This is a genomic window from Marinomonas sp. HM11-D, assembly GCF_057626615.1.
Genome location: NZ_JBMMKT010000010.1, coordinates 100,286 through 117,899, shown reverse-complemented (window position 1 = coordinate 117,899; position 17,614 = coordinate 100,286). Strand labels below are relative to the sequence as shown.

14 protein-coding genes are annotated in these 17,614 nt (G+C 49.3%); 10 read left to right on the top strand and 4 right to left on the bottom strand.

What is annotated here, in order from left to right; translation table 11 throughout:
• The first annotated feature begins 18 nt into the window (after positions 1 to 18).
• The 4 genes from ACOSVP_RS13800 to ACOSVP_RS13785 all read left to right on the top strand — a co-directional run bounded on the left by ACOSVP_RS13800 (position 19) and on the right by ACOSVP_RS13785 (position 3,916).
• Positions 19 to 618, top strand: coding sequence for a gamma-glutamylcyclotransferase family protein (locus ACOSVP_RS13800; protein WP_487348070.1), 600 nt, complete (start codon positions 19 to 21; stop codon positions 616 to 618).
• Positions 608 to 1,666: a methyltransferase gene (locus tag ACOSVP_RS13795; protein ID WP_487348069.1), complete on the top strand. Its 1,059-nt coding sequence runs from the start codon at positions 608 to 610 to the stop codon at positions 1,664 to 1,666. Before ACOSVP_RS13800 ends, ACOSVP_RS13795 begins: the two co-directional genes overlap by 11 nt.
• A gap of 120 nt (positions 1,667 to 1,786) precedes the next feature.
• Positions 1,787 to 2,845: a GGDEF domain-containing protein gene (locus ACOSVP_RS13790; RefSeq protein WP_487348068.1), complete on the top strand. Its 1,059-nt coding sequence runs from the start codon at positions 1,787 to 1,789 to the stop codon at positions 2,843 to 2,845.
• Between the two features lie 3 nt (positions 2,846 to 2,848).
• Positions 2,849 to 3,916: a GGDEF domain-containing protein gene (locus ACOSVP_RS13785; protein ID WP_487348086.1), complete on the top strand. Its 1,068-nt coding sequence runs from the start codon at positions 2,849 to 2,851 to the stop codon at positions 3,914 to 3,916.
• Here ACOSVP_RS13785 and ACOSVP_RS13780 read toward each other — a convergent pair.
• A complete protein-coding gene (locus ACOSVP_RS13780; RefSeq protein ID WP_487348067.1) occupies positions 3,886 to 5,520 on the bottom strand; it encodes a phosphoethanolamine transferase in 1,635 nt (544 codons plus the stop codon). The genes ACOSVP_RS13785 and ACOSVP_RS13780 overlap by 31 nt on opposite strands.
• A gap of 366 nt (positions 5,521 to 5,886) precedes the next feature.
• On the opposite strand from ACOSVP_RS13780, the gene ACOSVP_RS13775 reads away from it, so the two are divergent.
• The 3 genes from ACOSVP_RS13775 to ACOSVP_RS13765 all read left to right on the top strand — a co-directional run bounded on the left by ACOSVP_RS13775 (position 5,887) and on the right by ACOSVP_RS13765 (position 8,743).
• Positions 5,887 to 6,873 carry a TRAP transporter substrate-binding protein gene (locus ACOSVP_RS13775; protein ID WP_487348066.1) on the top strand — a complete coding sequence of 329 codons (987 nt, stop codon included), beginning with the start codon at positions 5,887 to 5,889 and terminating at the stop codon, positions 6,871 to 6,873.
• A gap of 62 nt (positions 6,874 to 6,935) precedes the next feature.
• Positions 6,936 to 7,451, top strand: coding sequence for a TRAP transporter small permease (locus tag ACOSVP_RS13770; protein ID WP_487348065.1), 516 nt, complete (start codon positions 6,936 to 6,938; stop codon positions 7,449 to 7,451).
• Complete coding sequence (locus tag ACOSVP_RS13765; protein ID WP_487348064.1) at positions 7,448 to 8,743, top strand: TRAP transporter large permease; 1,296 nt, start codon at positions 7,448 to 7,450, stop codon at positions 8,741 to 8,743. The genes ACOSVP_RS13770 and ACOSVP_RS13765 overlap by 4 nt, the downstream gene beginning before the upstream one ends.
• A 32-nt stretch (positions 8,744 to 8,775) precedes the next feature.
• On the opposite strand, the gene ACOSVP_RS13760 is transcribed toward ACOSVP_RS13765, so the two are convergent.
• The gene (locus ACOSVP_RS13760; RefSeq protein ID WP_487348063.1) at positions 8,776 to 9,471 is read right to left on the bottom strand and encodes an aspartate/glutamate racemase family protein; all 696 of its coding nucleotides are present in this window, start codon (positions 9,469 to 9,471) and stop codon (positions 8,776 to 8,778) included.
• A gap of 51 nt (positions 9,472 to 9,522) precedes the next feature.
• Between ACOSVP_RS13760 and ACOSVP_RS13755 the strand changes: the two genes are divergently transcribed.
• Together ACOSVP_RS13755 and ACOSVP_RS13750 are read left to right on the top strand one after the other, a co-directional pair.
• A complete protein-coding gene (locus ACOSVP_RS13755) occupies positions 9,523 to 10,758 on the top strand; it encodes an NAD(P)/FAD-dependent oxidoreductase (protein WP_487348062.1) in 1,236 nt (411 codons plus the stop codon).
• Positions 10,759 to 10,769: 11 nt separating this feature from the next.
• Positions 10,770 to 12,101: a hypothetical protein gene (locus ACOSVP_RS13750; RefSeq protein ID WP_487348061.1), complete on the top strand. Its 1,332-nt coding sequence runs from the start codon at positions 10,770 to 10,772 to the stop codon at positions 12,099 to 12,101.
• 28 nt (positions 12,102 to 12,129) lie between these two features.
• Here the strand turns inward: ACOSVP_RS13750 and ACOSVP_RS13745 are convergent, their stop codons facing one another.
• Entirely contained in the window at positions 12,130 to 14,283 is a 2,154-nt protein-coding gene (locus ACOSVP_RS13745) for a dihydrolipoyl dehydrogenase family protein (RefSeq protein WP_487348060.1), read from the bottom strand.
• 293 nt (positions 14,284 to 14,576) lie between these two features.
• On the opposite strand from ACOSVP_RS13745, the gene ACOSVP_RS13740 reads away from it, so the two are divergent.
• On the top strand, positions 14,577 to 15,908 hold the full coding sequence (locus ACOSVP_RS13740; RefSeq protein WP_487348059.1) for a Na+/H+ antiporter NhaC family protein: 1,332 nt from the start codon (positions 14,577 to 14,579) through the stop codon (positions 15,906 to 15,908).
• Between the two features lie 92 nt (positions 15,909 to 16,000).
• On the opposite strand, the gene nhaC is transcribed toward ACOSVP_RS13740, so the two are convergent.
• Complete coding sequence (gene nhaC, locus ACOSVP_RS13735) at positions 16,001 to 17,515, bottom strand: Na+/H+ antiporter NhaC (RefSeq protein ID WP_487348058.1); 1,515 nt, start codon at positions 17,513 to 17,515, stop codon at positions 16,001 to 16,003.
• Positions 17,516 to 17,614 lie beyond the last annotated feature (99 nt).

Genomic DNA, 17,614 nt, shown 5'->3' with positions numbered 1-17,614 from the left:
CCGTCTACAGGAGGGCCCATGAGTCGTCATTACATCCTTGGCTATGGCAGCCTAATCAGCTCAGAAAGCCGTGCAAAAACCGGTGAAACAGGCCGTGTCTGGCCAGTGAAACTACATGGTTACGAACGTTCTTGGGCGGTCATGTCCAAAGCGCTGGGCATGAGTTCCGTAGCGGTTCTAAAAGCAGACAACAAAGCCTGTAACGGAGTTTTAATCGAAGTGGCCGAAGACCAGTTTCCCTTGTTCGATGAGCGGGAGCAGGGCTACCAGCGTTCGCAGATTGCGCAACATCAATTGCAACCCTATGACAATGAAGCGTTACCGCAAGGTACCTATTGGGTCTATCACGCAGAAGAGGTGGTGGCTCCTTGTCAGGTGTATCCGATCGTACTTAGCTACGTGGATGTGATCCTATCGGGGTGTTTAGAGCACGGTGAGCACTTTGCCCGCGACTTCGTGGAATTAACCCAAGGTTGGCAATCGCCTTCGGTAAATGACCGTCCTATGCCGATTTACCCGCGGGCCCAAACCGAATTATCGACTGAGCTGCTTAACCCTTGGTTGGCGCCAGTCTCGACTTTGACTTTACATGAGCTAACGCCATCTTATGACTCTTAATCCCCCTAGCTTGTTGCTAGAGCGTAATGCCGCGCAGTTTTCTGGCAAGGTATTGTTTGCCAATCCAGAAGACACTTATCCACGAGACCTGAGCCGTGATGCTGAAGTCTTTGCTTGGTGTCAATCGCACGCCATCCATGAACAGCTGGTTCGTGTAGGCATGGCGGAGCACGTGCTGCATTTTGGAGAACAATGGCAAGCAGACAAAGCGTCCGATTTTGACCACGTCATTATTTATCAACCAAAAGCCAAAGAGCTGCTGGACTACTTGTTAGCGGCGACCTTGCCCGTGCTCAAACAAGGTGGCTCAGTCTGGTTAGTAGGGGATAACAAAAGCGGCGTGAAGTCGTCTATGAAGCGCCTTGTTGCGCCGTTAGAAGAAGTGGGCAAGGTCGACAGCGCTAAGCACTGTTTGTTGTTCAGTGGTCGTAAGCTTGGTGAAGCCAAGCCATTTGTGTTTGCAGACTGGATCACCACTTGGCAACAAGACGTGGCAGGACAGAGCTTCACCCTGTGCAGCATTCCGGGCGTGTTTGGTCATGGCAAGCTGGATAAAGGCACCGCCTTGCTACTAGAGCAATTATCGCAACATCGCTTTATGAGTGGCGTAGAAAATGCGCGCTTGCTCGACTTTGGTTGTGGTGATGGCATTATCAGTATCTGGTTGCATAAGAAAACGGGCGCTAACATCAGTGCTTTGGACGATTCGGCGTTGGCGCTAAAAGCGACGGAGTTGACCTTTGCGGCCAACCACGCCAGTGATGCCTTGACCCTGATCGCCTCCAACGGTTTGGCGAATGCCAAAGGTCGTTACAACTATGTGATCACCAATCCGCCGTTTCATACCGGTATCAGCACAGATTACTCGATTGCTGAGCGCTTCTTTATTGAGGTGAAAAAACATCTGACCTTAAACGGCGAGTTATTTGTCGTAGCGAATGACTTTCTGCGTTACCCACCGCTAATGGATGCGGCCTTAAGCAAGCATCAGACGTTACTAAAAGGTAATGGTTTTGCGGTATATCATGCCCGTCAGCAAAAGAATTAATGTGGTCACACGCAACGTCAATGGAGCGGAGGTTGCGTGTTACTTGATGATTGCCATGTTCTGTTCATGGTTTCGGCGTAATCTATTTCAGGTTTGGCGTGATAGGGAGAGAAGAGCCATATGATTCAGTATTTAATGTCTCGGTTTTTGGGCATCGACAAACAAAATGAGCAGTATCGACACGTCAGCCTCATTTTGATTTACGCCATTTCTTGTGTCTCTATCACTACCTTTTACTGCTTCTACAACACCCTGATCTTTGATTACCCAAAAATGTTTCTCATCGATTTGGTCGGTACCTTACTAGGCTCACTCGCCTTGTTTGTGCTGTTGGGATTGAAGCGTATTCGCTTGGCCTCATGGATCCTATTACTGATGGCGGCTGGGGTAGTATTGGCGGTTATTTTGTCTAGGGTGAATGCTAAGTACACCATGGCGTGGGCGATGATCATCCCATTGATGAGTGTGTTCTTGCTTGGTTATCTATGGGGCTCGCTGTTTAGCTTGGTGTATTTGGGGATTGTGGCCTGGATTGGTTGGCAAGGGCTGGCCGTATGGCAAGCGGCACCTTGGAATATCGGTTCTGCGGTCAATGTAGTGGCCATTTATCTACTGCTATTTATGTTCTCCTGTTATTTCGAAGCTAGCCGTCGCTCGGCCCACAAATTGTTGCAAGCATCCAACCAAAAACTCGCCCATTTGGCCTCGACTGATGCCTTAACGGGGCTTAAAAATCGCCGCTCGATCGAAGATTATCTATTGTCTCATCAAGGCGATGCGCTCTACCTAGCCATGGTGGATGTCGATGACTTCAAGCATATTAACGATGACTTTGGTCACAACGCTGGCGACGATGTGTTAGTGGCGTTGGCGCAGTTAATGCGACACATTGTGGCAGGTCAGGGTGTTGTGGGGCGTTGGGGCGGCGAAGAGTTTGTTATTGTGTTTGATAGCAGTGATGCTCAGACAGTTGAGCGCTTACTGGTTGAATTGGTGCGACGTGTCAGTGAACATGGTTTTGGCGTCTCTCGCCCCGTTACCATTAGTATCGGTGGCAGTCTCCACCAAGGTTTCGACCATAAATTAACCTTACGAGCAGCGGATGAAGCTCTGTACGAAGTGAAGCTCACTGGCAAAAATGGTTACAAAATTGCGGTGCGTGAACGTTTAGAGGATTAGAGTCTGATTCAGTACGTTTTAAAGCGATACCTTGATGTAACGCCCACTCACGCTGATTATCGTCAGCTGAGCCTTACCTTTAGCTGTACTCTTGTTTGTACCCTGATCGCTGCATTTTACTGCTTTTACAATACAGTACTGCGTTTTTATCCGCCATTACTGATGGCGGACGCTGTAGCGGTTTGCCTGGGTCTAGCCTCATTAGTGTCTTTGTTAAGGTTCAAGCGTCCGCAGTTGGCGCGCTATATTCTGATGAGTTTGGTGGTGTTGGTGTGCTTCTCGGTCATGCTGATTAAAGGCAATCAGGGCTATAACCTTGCCTGGGCGTTTGTCTGTCCGCCATTGAGTATTTTCCTTTTAGGCTACGTGCGTGGCACCCTGATCAGCGCGTTTTATTTGCTGATGGTGGTTGGTTTAATGCTGCTGCAAGGCGAAACGTGGCAGCCGACACAATGGCATGTGGGAGCGTTTGCTAACATCATTATGATTTACTTGGGGCTGTTTGCTTTCGCTTGTCATTATGAAGCGAGCCGAAGAACGGCGCAGAAACTTCAGCACGAGGCCAATGCGCAACTGGCCGTTTTAGCGACCAAAGACGATTTGACTGGGTTATTTAACCGCCGTTATATAGAAGACCTGTTGCTCGACTCAGAACAAGAGTCGGTATTTATTGCCATGGTGGACATCGACGATTTTAAAGGAGTGAATGATACCTTTGGCCATCAAAAAGGGGATGAGGTGCTGCAACAGACGGCACGTATTTTACAAGAGGTGGTTGCCAATGCTGGGGTCGTTGGGCGTTGGGGTGGCGAAGAGTTTATTGTGGTGCACTACGCGGACCAGCCCGCCGTATTTATGACGTTGCTAGAGCAGCTGGTTACCCGAGTGCGTGAGCAGTTTGCTGATGATAGGCCCGCTGTCACCATCAGCATTGGTGGTACGACTTACTATAAGCAATTCCACAAAGCGTCCCTGCGCTATGTGGATCATGCCTTATATGATGCCAAAGAGGCCGGTAAAAACGGCTTTCGCATCGTGCGTCATGCGTGTGACGACGAGTTAGTACATTGATTAAACATGTCTAGCTGGTTGTCCTTAGCTTGGGTTTTAATACCGTATAAGCCCAGTAACGAGTGGTACAGGTTGTCGTGTGAGAACGCATCCTGTGCAGCCATTTGACTAACACAAGTACGGTTAATGCCTTTCGCCTCGGCGTATTGTTCTGGCAACCAGAACAACCAAGGCACATGGGTTTGTTCTGCAGGTGCCATAGAGTAGGGTGTGCCATGCAGATACAGACCATTCTCTCCCAGTGATTCACCGTGATCGGACACATAGGTCAGCGCAATGTTGTACTGATCTTGGTACGGTTTTAGGGTTTCAATCACCTTCTTAATAAAGTAATCGGTATACACAATGGTGTTGTCGTATACGTTACGAATCGCTTCGTCACTGCAATGCTCGATATCGCTTTGGTTACAGCTTGGCTCAAAGGTTGCCATGTCCGCAGGGTAACGCTGCCAATAAGTCGGACCGTGGCTGCCCATGGTGTGTAATACGAGGAACTTGTCTTGGCTTTTGCTTTCGATAAAAGATTGCATTGGCGCTAGCATGCTTTCGTCATAGCAGTACTCAGCATTACAGAACGGGCTGTTTAATTCATTGGCATTAACGATGTGCTCTGGCTGTGCCGCACCTTTATCGCCGCCATCGTTTTCAATCCACAGGGTCTCGACCCCCGCCTTGGCAATCACATCGACGATGCTATCACGCGATAGTGCCATGGCTTTGTCGTAGTCAGATTGTTTCAAATCCGAAAACATGCAGGGTACAGACAAGGCGGTATAAGTGCCGCATGAGGTGACCTTGTTCAGGGAAATTAAGTCTTCTGAAGCGGTATAAGGGTTAGTTTTTCGCTGGTAGCCGTTTTGTGCGAAGTTCTGTGCGCGCGCCGTTTCGCCCAAAATCATCACCACTAATGAAGGTTTGTTATTTTGACTGGCCGCCAGCTGAGCGTCATCCCCCACAGAAATGTATTCCAATGGTGTGCTGAAGTAGGTTTGATTCAGATATTTAATCGAGTTAAAAAACTGTGCTGGAATAATCATGCCGCCCAAGTAGTGATTGTTACGACCGATAGCGGCGTAGTTTTTATATTGCGTACCCAAGACACTGCCGATGCCGATGACACCTACTAAAACCAGCGCTAGGCGAGGTTTGAACTGTCCCCAAACACCTTTCGGGTAATCAATTTTGAACCAGCCCAGCAGCACACAAGGCAGCACACCATACAGCAAGATAAAACCGATCGAGCTGGCATTTAAGTAGGTGCCCGCTTCGCTAGAATTGGTCTCGAACACGTTCTCCATCATGCTCACACCCAGTGAAATGTGGTACTGCTCGACACCGTAAAGCGCCACCGCCGACGTCAGGGTTAAAAACATCATAAAGGGCTTAAACAGATAAGGAATCGTGACCAAACTGAATAGCAACGCCAATAGGCTGAACAGCAGCACAGGCGCGCTGTATTGGAACAGCGTTAAGCCACTGTCTTGGCCTAATTGAAACAGTTCTCCCAATAATGGTCGGTTCAGTACCAAGGTGTAGTAAAGCGCGAGCAATACCACAAGGTACTGAATCTTAATGGAGTAGCGGGCAGTCAAAAGGTTACGCACAGCAATAAATCCTACTAATAGTGGATGATCTTAGTGAGGCAATTTAGGGCTGCTAGCTTAAGCTGAGATTAAGTTGCGAATTTTTTGCGGAGCCTTCACGGCTTACGCGTGGTAAAGCCGCGTGGGCATAGGCATGCTTGTCTAACGCGTTTTTACCTACTGTTTAGTAGGCTGAATGTGCATAAACTGCATAAATCAACGTTGTTGTCTGCATAACACTCACCTGAAAATCATACAATGCGTCGATTTTTCCAACTTGTGGTTGGGACTTGAATTAAATCCGATATTTTTCGGTATGCAATGTGCATTCTCTGATGGTTAGATTGTTGACCATCTAAAGAAAAATATCACGATAGGAAATATAAAATGAAAAAGAACACACTGAAAATGAGTGCGAAGGCCATTGTGGGCGGCCTTGCATTAAGCCTTTCTAGCTTAACGTTAGCGGCAGACACTTGGGATATGCCATTGGCGTATTCGGCAACGAACTACCACTCAGAAATCGCGAAACAGTTCGCCGAACAAGTCTCTGCGGCACAAGATGAAATCGAGATCGTGACGCACCCATCTGGCTCTTTGTTCAAAGGTGGTGAAATCTACGGTGCCGTTCGTCGTGGTTTGGCGCCAATTGGTGAGCGTCTAATGTCGGCGTTAAGTAATGAAAGCCCAGTGTATTCTGTGGATGCGATTCCTTTCCTAGCGACGGATTTTGATTCCTCTTGGGAACTGTACCAAGCGTCTAAACCGGCGATGGAAGAAGTACTGAAAAAGCATCGTCTTAAACTGCTTTACTCAATTCCATGGCCGCCACAAGGTTTGTATGCCAACAAAGAGATCAACCAGATCTCTGATATGAAAGGTCTGAAATTCCGTGCTTATAACCCAGCGACCTCGACTATTGCTGAGCTGATGGGTGCGATTCCAACGAAAGTAGAAGCGGCGGAAGTCTCGCAGGCGTTCGCCACAGGCGTGGCGGAAAGTATGCTGTCTTCCGGTTCGACTGGTTACGATCAGAAGCTGTGGGAACACGTAAACTACTGGTATGACGTAAAGGCGTGGTTGCCGAAGAACATGGTGTTTGTCAACACGCGTGCTTGGGAGCAATTGTCTGAAGAAACGCAGCAGATCATCCTGAAAGCCTCGGCTGAAGCGGAGAAAAAAGGCTGGGCGAAAGCGCAAGAACTGGCAGATTGGTACAAAGGCGAATTGGCTAAGAACGGTATGACCGTACAGGAAGCGAACCCTACGCTAACGGCAGAATTTAAAGTCATTGGTGAGCAAATGACCAGCGACTGGCTGAAAGAAGCGGGCGCTGAAGGTCAAGCAATCATCGACGCCTACAACGCTAAGTAATCGTATTTTGGGGGAGGTTAGTGCCTCCCTCAACTATTCTCCCTTTCAATAGGTTCCAGTCTATGTCGTGTAATGTAATTAGTAAGGGACTGGATGGCTTATATAAGTTTTCCGGTGCCTTAGCGGCGTTGTGCATAGTGTCTATGGCGCTATGTGTAGTCACCAGTATTGTCAGTCGTTTAATCGGTCAGTATGTACCTGGGCTAACGGAAATAGCCGGCTATTTAATGGGCGCGGCCAACTGTTTGGCATTGGCTTATACCTTCCGAGGCAAAGCGCACATTCAAGTCACCTTGTTTATTGAAAAAATGGGCATCAGAAAGCAACGTTTGTGTTCACTGTTTGCCTTGTTCGTGACCGCTGCCATTACCATTTATCTTGCTTACTACATGATCCGCTTAACTTACTTTTCGTGGGACTTCGACGAACTAAGTGACGGTTCGATCGCCTTTCCTCTGTGGATCCCGCAAGCAGTGGTGGCATTTGGTACTGTGTTGTTTGCCATCAGCGTGGTGCATTCTTGCATTGAATATTTAACAGGCAAGGAACAGCCGATTGAAGAAGGAACCGCGGCATGAATGAAGTACTTTTGGCCGCCTCGTTACTGGGCGTATTGTTCTTCCTGTTAGGCGCAGGTGTTTGGGTTGGTGCGGCCTTAATTGGTTGTGCCATCGTTGGCATGGAGTTGTTTACTAGCCGCCCCACAGGCGATGCCATGGCGATCACTATTTGGGGCTCGATCTCCTCTTGGACCTTGACCTCTTTGCCCTTGTTTATTTGGATGGGCGAGATTCTGTTCCGAACCAAGCTTTCTGAAACCTTGTTCCGTGGTTTGACGCCATGGATGTATCGTTTGCCAGGTGGCTTGTTGCACGTAAACATTACCGGCTCGGCAGTGTTTGCGGCGATCTCGGGTTCATCGGCGGCAACCGTGGCAACGGTTGGCAAGATGTCCATTCCTGAGCTGAAAAAGCGCCGTTATTCGGATCGAATGATCGTCGGAACACTCGCGGGTGCCGGCACCTTGGGGCTGCTGATTCCGCCGTCGGTATCCTTGATTATCTACGCGGTCACCGTTAACGAGTCGATTGCCAAGCTGTTCATCGCCGGCATTATCCCGGGCTTGATGCTGGCTGGATTGTTTATGGGCTATGTGGCGATCAGTTCGTTCTTTCGCAAAGATGGTGAGACCGCGGACTTAAGTTTCACTTGGCGTGACAAGCTGTTGGCCTTAGTGAGCCTAAGCCCGATCATTGCGTTAATTATCTGTGTCATTGGCTCAATCTACACCGGTATTGCTACGGCAACCGAAGCCGCTGTTTTGGGGGTAATTGGTTCACTCGTGATTGCCATGATGCAGAAAAGTTTGGATTGGCAGAGCTTTCGTGACTCCTTGATGGGGGCGGTGAAAACCTCAAGCATGATTGCCTTTATCTTGATGGGGGCACACTTTCTATCTCTGGCGATGGGCTTTACTGGCTTGCCACGTCATCTGGCGGAAAGCATTGGCGCGTTGGAATTATCACCGCTGATGTTGATCGTGATTCTGACGCTGTTCTACATCATCTTGGGTTGTTTCCTAGACGGTTTGTCTTCGATCGTACTGACCATGGCGGTAATTGAGCCCTTGGTACGTCAGGCTGGCTTTGACATGATCTGGTTTGGTATTTACCTAATGATCGTGGTGGAAATGGCTCAGATTACACCGCCAGTAGGCTTTAATTTGTTTGTGTTGCAGTCTATGACGGGACACAACATGGCCTTTATTGCACGCGCGGCGTTTCCGATGTTCCTGCTGATGATTTTGGCGGTATTCATCATGGTCTGGCAGCCTGAGCTGGCCACCTTCCTACCGAATGCGATGAAGTAACCCTTCATCGCATGTAGGCGTGCCTGGTGAGGTTAGGCGCTTTGTGTTTGCTGAAACCAGTTAATCGCTTGGATGATGTCGAAGGTAGGTAAGCCTAACGCTTCGACCACCGCCGCACGGTAGGGCGATAAGTTGGTGCATTCCAACACCAAGACTTTTACGTCAGGGTTACGAATCACCAGCTCGCGGGCGGCTTGCACCACTTCGGCTTGGGCCTTATCAGTATCAAGGGACAGCAAATCGTTCTTAATGGTTTGATACAGCTCGCCACCTTTGGGAATGTCGCTAATCACGATATCGTCGGCAAAGTGACCGCCAAAATGTTTGGCGTTCAATTTGCTGGCATCAAAGGTCAATACGCCGATTTTATCTTGCGCTTCGTTCAAGAAATTTCGGGCGAAGGGGATCGTCATCAGCGAACTGGTCAGCACTGGCACTGAGGTCTTTTCTTTCAGTTCTTGCTGCATTTCACCTAAGAAGCCGCAGGTGGTCACAATTAAGTTCACGCCTTGATCTTCAAGGTTAATTAATCGCTCAAAAATATCATTTTTGGTGCGCTCATCAACCCCGTTTGCACTCACTATAGCGCTCACCGTCGCCGATGGAACACGCTCATAGATGACTTCACAGTTAAATGAGTCAGGGTTGCCGATGTCACCCAACACGCGCGGAAAGTGCGTGTTCAGCATGATGACGCCAAGAGAGAAGCTTTTCTCTAAATTTGACATTTATTTGAGTCTCAATCGTAGTATTTTCGAGTTTTTTATAGAGGCAGTTAGATGGTCAGCGTCTATGTGGTTGGAGCAGGTATTGTCGGCGTCAGTTGTGCGCTGAATCTGCTCGAGAAGGGGTTCAAAGTTACTTTAATTGATCGCTCAAGTGAAGTGAAAGAGACCTCATTTGGTAACGCTGGTGTGATTGCCCGCAGTTCTGCTTATTTGATGAATAATAAGAACCTCATTCCAAGCTTGCACAAGTACATGTTTAACAAAAGCCTGGCTGTGCGCTTGGATTACCGCTACTTGTTGAAACATGCAAACTGGGCCTCTCGCTTTCTGTATCAGTCGCTTGAGCCGAATTCGGAGAAAAATATCCGAGCCTTGGATAGCCTGATTCGCCAAGCCTTACCTGAGCATAAGAAATGGCTTGCCAAGAGCGGGCAAATGGCACGCTTGCAAGAAGGTGGTTGGTTGAAGCTGTTTCGCTCTGAGACAGGTGTCCACGGTACGGGCTATGAACAGGCGATTTATAAGCAGTTGGGCATTGCCGTAGAGGAAATTGATGCGCAGCAAATCCAAGCCTTGGAGCCTGCCTTAAAGCCGATTTACAAAAGCGGTTTACACATCAAAGATGCCGCTTCGGTTAATCATCCCGGGGAAGTAACGCAACACTACATTGATTTGTTTGTATCTCTGGGTGGCGAGCGAGTGATCGACAATGTTTCCCGTTTGTCTCGCGAAGGGACTCAAGTTGTGTTGCACGGTGAGCAAAACGTATATCGCGCAGACCGATTGGTATTGGCCGCTGGGCCATGGTCAAATGATCTGCTGAAAAGCCTGACGAAACCGCTGCCCATGTGTTTTGAGCGCGGCTACCATCAACACTTTGAAGTGCTGGATGAGAAACTGCTACAACGTCCGTTCTTGGATGCTGATAAGTCGTTTGTCATCGCGCGCACCACGCAAGGCTACCGCGTTACCAGTGGCTCGGAGCTGAAGGACAAAGAGGCGCCTCTATCGCCTAATCAATTGTGTGAGCTGATGCCATTTGCGCGTCAAGCATTGCATTTAGGCGAGCAGGTGGAAGGTTCCCTCTGGCAGGGCAATCGTCCGACATTACCAGATTCGTTACCCGCCATTGGCCCGTGTCCAAAGCAAGCTAATATCTGGTTGGCGTTTGGTCACCAGCATGTTGGCTTTAGTACTGGACCGGTCACAGGGCGCTTAATCGCGGAAATGGTCGCTGGTCAACGTACCTTTATTGATACGAAACCGTTCGCGCCAAATCGATTTTAAAAGGATGTCATATGCGTTTCGATAAGCTTGCTAAGGATCAGCTCAGCGCCAAAACCTTATCCGGTTATGGTGTAGCGATCGGCTGTTGCCTATTTCTATTGGCACTCATCCCAGGCTTAAGCGGCTTATCGATGTTCTCGGCACTGATTTATTGGCTGGTGTGCATCAGCGCGTGGCCCCGTATCAATGGCCGTAACAAGCGTCAAATCAGCTTATTGATCGGTGTGGGACTGGTGGCTCTGGCGATAGCTCTGGGCACTGACATCACGATTCCTTTCTGGCATCTGCTTGAAGGTAACCTTGGCATTGTGGCCATGCTTTCAGCAGTGTCTTTCTTGGGCTTATTGCCCGATACCGTAAAACAAAGCAAACCGGTCCTCGGTGGCAAAGGGGTGGTCAGTACTTGGGCCAGTGTTCAGCTGCTCGGGGCGGTCATCAATATGTCCGCGGTATTTGTGGTTGGGGATAAGTTACAGCGCTTATCCAAAGAAATGTCCACAGCCCAGTTTTCGGTGCTGGTGCGCGCGTTAACCAGCGCCGGTTGGTGGTCGCCGTTCTTTGCTTCGGTGGCGGTTGCCTTGTCGATTGCGCCGCAAGCGGAATTCCATCACTTGGCCATGATCGGTGTGCCGATTGCCGTGGTGGCCTGCTTGATGTCTCTGTGGGAGTTTAAACGCCAAGGCTCTATGGACGATTTTATTGGCTTTCCGTTAGCGTTGAATTCGTTGTTTTTCCCTGTGACACTGGCGTTGCTGGTGCTGCTGTTTCACTACTTTATCCTGCCTAATGTGGCGATCTTATCGATTGTTACCCTGTTGAGCCCGCTCTCGGTCATGGTGTTGTTATTGATGCGCAATGGCCCGCGTCATACCAAGCAGCGCCTAACGGAACATGCCAACATTCGTTTGACGAACATGGCCAATGAGCTATCGCTGTTTTTGGCAGCGGGCTTTTTAACCACCACCGTCAGCTTGGCGCTAAAGGGTGTGTTAGGGGAAGGTTGGTCTTTGTTTGCCGAGTTTGGCTTTGTCGAAGCCTACGCCTGCTTCCTGGCTATTTGTGGTATTGCCTTGCTCGGCCTGCATCCGATTGTTGGGATTTCGTTGATGAGTTCCGTGGTGCCATTTAATGATGTAAACAATACCTTGCTAGCGTTTGTGTCCTTATGTGCATGGGCGGTCGGCACCTCGATCAGTCCGTTGTCAGGCATTAACTTATCGGTCTCGGGTAAATACGGTGTCGATAATTTTACCTTGGGTAAAGCCAATCTTTTCTATGGCGCTGTGATGTCTGTTTGGGTGGCCGTGGCAATGTTTATTCTCAGCTGGAGTTTGCAGGCCTAGGCGAAATGCCTACGCCTGTAACTCGGCGTTAGCCTTTGCGTCGCCAAGCGTGATAACGCGCTAGCCATGGCATCAGCTTTTCAGGGGCGTGAGCTTTTTTCCATTCCCCAGCGGCGTATTTATTCGCCTCTGCCCAAGTAGGGTAGGCGTGAATGGTGCCAAGCAGCTTATTTAAGCCAAGCCCATGCTTCATCGCTAAGACAAACTCCGGCAGCATTTCCCCCGCATGTTCGGCGACAATGGTGACGCCTAAGATGCGATCCTTATTGGGGACGGTCAGTACCTTAATCAGGCCTTTAGCGCTGCTTTCGGTGATGGCACGATCCAAGTCCGAGATATCGTATTGAGTCACTTCATAGGCGATGCCTTGGGCTTGAGCTTCTTTTTCATTTAAGCCTACACGAGCCACTTGCGGGTCAACAAAGGTCACCGCAGGAATCACCCGATAATCAACCTTGAAGCGTTTAAATTGGCCGAATAGGGCGTTGACGCTGGCGTACCATGCCTGGTGTGCTGCCACATGGGTCAGCTGATAAGGCCCTGCCACATCCCCCGCCGCGAGAATGTTAGGGTAGAGGGTTTCTAAGTAGTCATTGGTGTCGATCGTACGATCGGCTGAGATACCCAGTTCTTCAAGACCAAAGCCTTGTAAGCGTGCTTGGCGCCCCAGTGCCACCAGCACAACATCAAACTCAAGGCAGCTTTGCTGGCCATCTTGTTGTTTTAAATAGGCTTTTGAAATGTCCCCAGAGCGTTCAAAGCGCTCTACGCTGGTGTTTGTGATGATCTGAACACCGTCCTGTTCGAGGGTTTTACGAACTAAGCTACTGATATCCTTATCTTCTTTCGAGAGTAAATACTCACTTTTTTCAATCACTGTGACCTGGCTGCCGAGTCGCTGCATGGCTTGTGACAACTCACAGCCAATCGGTCCGCCGCCCAATACTAAGAGGCGCTTTGGTGGCGCATCTAGCTCCTGGAAGGTTTGCCATAAAGTATCGCTGGTGACATAGGGTACGCTTGCTAACCCTTTGATATCTGGAATAAAAGGTCGTGCACCCGTAGCGATAATAGTGCTTTTACTGGTGAGTGTATGCTTACTTCCGCTTTCGTCTGTGATCTCGACGCGCCAAGGGTCCAATAGCTTAGCGTGGCCTTGGCGCACGTCTACCCCCAGCTGGCTGTAACGCGCAACGCTGTCATGGGGCTCAATCTTCTGGATCACTTCTTGTACGCGTGCCATGACTTGCTTGAAGGAAAACTCAGGCGTGACGCTGGTTAAGCCGTAGCGCTCTGCATGGCGCATCTGAGCGGCGACCTTAGCGCTTTTGATCAGAGCTTTGCTCGGCACACAGCCAAAGTTAAGGCAATCCCCGCCCATATGGGCTTGTTCGATCAGGGTCACTTTGGCTTTTACGGTGGCGCCAATGTAAGCGCTTACCAACCCTGCCGCGCCGCCACCAATCACAATCAGATTGCGATCATAGTGTTTCGGGGGCTGGAACCCTTGATAGACACGGCGCTTTTTTACTAAGGAAAGCAAGAGCTTAGCAAACCAAGGAAAGATACCTAACAGGGCAAAAGACAGCAGCAAGCTAGGCGATACGATGCTGCTGAGGCTATCGATCTGCGCCAGCTGTGTGCCGGCATTTACGTACACCGCGGTACCGGCCAGCATGCCGAGCTGAGATACCCAATAAAAGGTCCAAGCCTTGATTGGGGTGAGCCCCATTAAGAGGTTGATTAAGAAAAACGGAAACACCGGCACCAGCCGTAAGGTGAATAGGTAAAAGGCCCCGTCTTGTGCCACCCCTTGATTGATGGCGGTTAAGCGTTGTTGAAAACGGCTTTGTACCCAATCCCGCAAGAAATAGCGCGCGCCAATAAAGGCGAGGGTCGCTCCCAAGGTACTGGCAAAGGAAATGATGGCCAATCCCCAGCCAAGGCCAAACAAAGCACCGCCAGCAAGGGTCATTAACGTGGCACCAGGAATTGATAAGGCCGTCACTAAAACATACAAGATAAAAAAGGCCAAGGTCACCAGCAGCGGCTGTTGGTCACGCCAGTGTTGGAATTGGTCAAGGTTCTGTTGCATGGCCTCCAGTGTCAGCCAATCATGGAAGTGCCAAAATAATAGGCTGGCGATGATCAGGAGCACGGCTGCCAGTGTGAGCTTTTTCATCGGCATGTCTCTAAGTGATTGTTTAATAAGTAAGAGTGCTATTATTGGTTTAGACGATGTCACACTAGAAATCTTACAACATGAGCACAGAAACCTCAGCTTTGACAAAATTCCTATCGCTTATTTCGTTTTAATTTATGCTGCCCATATTTTTGATATTTTGGTTATAACGAAACGGATTTCAAAAAGCACGTTTTGATATTGGATAAGGCCTCTATCTTTCTCTATCATGAGCGCGAACAGTAGCCAAAAGCTACGAAATTGACGACTTTATACTGGAAACAACAGTTGCTATGACTAAACCAACCCCAGTGGCTTTATTGCCACTCGTCCTGTTTTTAACACTTTTTGTGGGCAGTGGCCTTTGGTATCAAAGCCAAGGTGTTGATTTTGCCTTCTATCAAATCCAAGCCCCGGTGGCGATCTTACCAGCCTTAGTGCTAGCGATTTTCTTGGGTCGTGGTGCATTAAACACACGTATTGAAACCTTTATGAAAGGTGTCGGCGATCCCACCATTATTACCATGGTGTTGATCTATCTACTGGCAGGTGCCTTTGCCAGCGTGGCGAAAGCCATCGGCGGTGTTGATGCCACGGTCAACTTTGGTCTGAGCATCATTCCACCAAGCTTTATTCTGCCAGGTATCTTTATTATCACCGCATTTGTGGCGACCTCGATGGGGACTTCCATGGGTACCATTGCGGCGATTGCACCCATTGCTATTGGTGTGGCAGAAGCCACGGATCTACCACTGTTAACCACAGTCGGCGCGGTCGTGGGCGGTGCCATGTTTGGTGATAACTTATCCATCATCTCGGATACCACTATTGCCGCGACCCGTACTCAAGGTTGTGATATGCGAGACAAGTTCCGCATGAACTTTAAGATTGCCCTGCCAGCGGCTCTGTTGGTGCTAGTGTGGTTGTTCTTACAAGGTTCCCAAGCCCATGTGGGTGACATTGCCGACTACAATATTTGGCTGGTATTGCCGTATGTGGCGGTGTTGCTGCTGGCGATCTTGGGTGTCAACGTTTTGCTGGTACTCTTCTCAGGTATTGTCCTAGCGGGCGTGATTGGTTTAGTCAGCATGGCCGATTACAGTGTGGCGAGTCTGTCAAAAGACATTTACGCAGGTTACACCGGCATGCAAGAGATTATGATCTTGTCCTTGTTGATCGGCGGTCTAGGTGGCTTGATGTCTTCTCAAGGTGGCTTGGCTTGGATCGTGAAAACGATTGAAGCCATCAGTCGTCGCTTTGGCGCTCAAGATGGCTCACGCAAAGCGGGTGAATTTAGTATCAGTGCCTCAGTGGCGCTTACCAACCTATGTACCGCGAACAATACCGTGGCGATTCTGATCAGCGGTGCGGTGGCGAAAGACATCGCGACTCGTTATGGCGTTGACCCACGTCGCAGTGCCAGCTTGTTGGATATCTTTGCCTGTGTCATTCAAGGCTTGATTCCCTACGGTGCGCAGATTCTATTGGCTTCATCACTGGCTGGGATCTCGCCATTGGAGCTAATTACCCATGTGCAGTACAGCTGGATATTAGCGTTAGTGGCGTTGTCTTCGATTGCCTTTGGCTGGCCAAAGGTGAAGCAAACGCAAGTGACCGCCGCCTAATCATTTGAAATGAATAGGAAAATCCCCGCACCAAGCGGGGATTTTTTTGCTTGAGCGATACGCTTAAGCTAGGGGGAGTCTATGTTAAATCTCTATTTCATGGCGTAAGAGGCGTCACCTGCGGTGAAAGTATTGGCTTCGCCCGAATGATCAAAGGTAGTAATGGTTTCCCCCTGTTTCTTCCATTCTTCTTGCTCTTCAGCGGTGGCTTTAGGTGAGAACAAACCTAGTTGTGCATAACAAAGACCTAGTACGGGTGAGATCCAGCAGGCGAACGCCAGAGGGATATACAATAGGTTTTCAAAGTTGCCGTCACCGATGCTGAGACCTAGCGCTGTGATGACAAAGGCACCACCTGCGTTCCAAGGAATCAATGGCGAAATCAGCGTACCGCCTTCTTCAGTGGCGCGAGATAGATTCAGCGTTGAATACTTCATGCCACGGTACACCGGCGCATACATACGACCAGGTAGCGCAATGGATAGGTACGGGTCGCCAGCGACAAGGTTCGTTGCTACCGAAGTAAAGGTTGCTGACGTTTGTAGGCCGCTGAAGCTGCGTACTTTCGACATGATGGCGCGAATAATGGCTTCTAGGCAGCCGGTTTTTTCTAAAGCACCACCAAAGGCTAGCGCAATCAAAATCATGGAAATGGTCCACATCATGGATTGGATGCCGCCACGGTTGAGCAGGCTGTTAATTTCAGCTGAGGCCGTTTCAATCGAGTAACCGCTGTTGGCAAAGGTAATCACTTCATAAAAACTCGCACCTTGCACAAACATAGCCGTTGCACCACCTGCCACAACACCAGCAAACAATGATGGCAGTGGAGGCATACGCATCACCGCTAATGCAATAACGATCACTGCTGGTAGTAGCAACCAAGCAGAGATATCGAAGTTGGCTTGCAGTGCCGAAGTGATTGAGTTAATACGGTCAAATGATGTCGCGCCATCACCAATTAACGTGAAACCTGCCACTAGGTAGATAACCAGTGCAATCAACATGGATGGGATGGTCGTTGGCATCATATTTTTAATATGTGAGAACAGATCGGTGCCCGTTACCGCTGGTGCAAGGTTCGTAGTGTCCGAAAGCGGTGACACCTTATCGCCAAAGAACGCACCCGATACGACAGCACCTGCGGTCCAGTACATTGGGATATCAAAGCCCGCACCAATGCCCATTAGCGCTAGGCCGACCGTACCGACCGTACCCCACGAGGTCCCCAAAGACAGAGACACCACGGCACACAGAATCATGGCGGCGGCTAGGAAAATCTGTGGTGATAACACGGTTAAGCCATAGTAGATCAAGGTAGGCACCGTACCGCTGGCGATCCATACGCCAACAATCATACCTACCAAAATCAGAATGCCGATTGAGGGTAAGCTTACGTACACCACATGCAGCATGCCTTGCTCGATTTCTTTCCATTTAAAGCCCAGCTTAATCCCCACCAAACTAGTGATGGCAACACCGATGGCCAGTGGAATGTGTGGCGTGAAATCGCCAAAGTAGAAAATTTGAATGCCGAGAATGATTAGCGTCAGTACGACGGGAATCAACGCCAGACCAAAGCTTGGGGTTTGCACCTTATTCGCCATAAATCCTTCCTGTTCCTTACATTATTATTAGAGGAGCAGCTGAGGCTGCTCGACGCACTTTTGTAAGTCCATGTTGTAACAAGTTAGATCAACGAATTC